The following is a 511-nucleotide window of genomic DNA, read 5'->3' as shown; positions in this document are numbered from 1 at the left end:
TCGAGACACTCTGTGCAAGGGGAAGCTGAATATCACCTGCTCCTGTGGCCTTATCTTCGATACGGTCAACCAGCTGACATACCACCGCCGGGGCAGCCAAGACGCTCGGTGCAAGGAGAGGCGGGTCAAAAGGAAATAAATCAGAGGTTATGCCCGTTGCAAATGCTAGCAAATACCTCATGGCTTTGTATCCTGACCGTTGTTGCTTCCGCTGTTGTTGATGCGAGTACAGATAAACCGGTGAGTAGCTGCACGCTTGTTGTGCCATCAGCTGAAGGGGAGGCCGATATCATCTCAACAGGCCGTATCCGCACATCATTACCCGTTGTTCAGCCTTTGAACGACACGTTTTGCGTAGTGGATCCAGAAAATAGCCTGGTCTGCCAAGGGGTTGGGAGCCCATCCGGAATCAGGCTGCCACGCCTGGGCAATGAAACTCTTGGGCTGATAGCTGAGGGCTCTACCTGCACATTAACTCCAGGCAAAGTTCATTCCCCGTCAGCGACAGATG

Annotated in this window: 1 protein-coding gene; it reads right to left on the bottom strand. The window is 53.0% G+C overall.

From position 1 onward, the window contains the following. The coding region (locus tag E1189_RS24385; RefSeq protein WP_230459848.1) for a hypothetical protein at positions 1–181 on the bottom strand (181 nt) is incomplete at its 3' end. Positions 182–511 lie beyond the last annotated feature (330 nt).

Origin of the sequence: Parendozoicomonas verongulae (assembly GCF_009711465.1) — a bacterium.
In the GTDB taxonomy this organism is placed as follows: Bacteria; Pseudomonadota; Gammaproteobacteria; order Pseudomonadales; family Endozoicomonadaceae; genus Sansalvadorimonas; species Sansalvadorimonas verongulae.
This window is presented reverse-complemented; position numbering and strand designations above follow the sequence as displayed.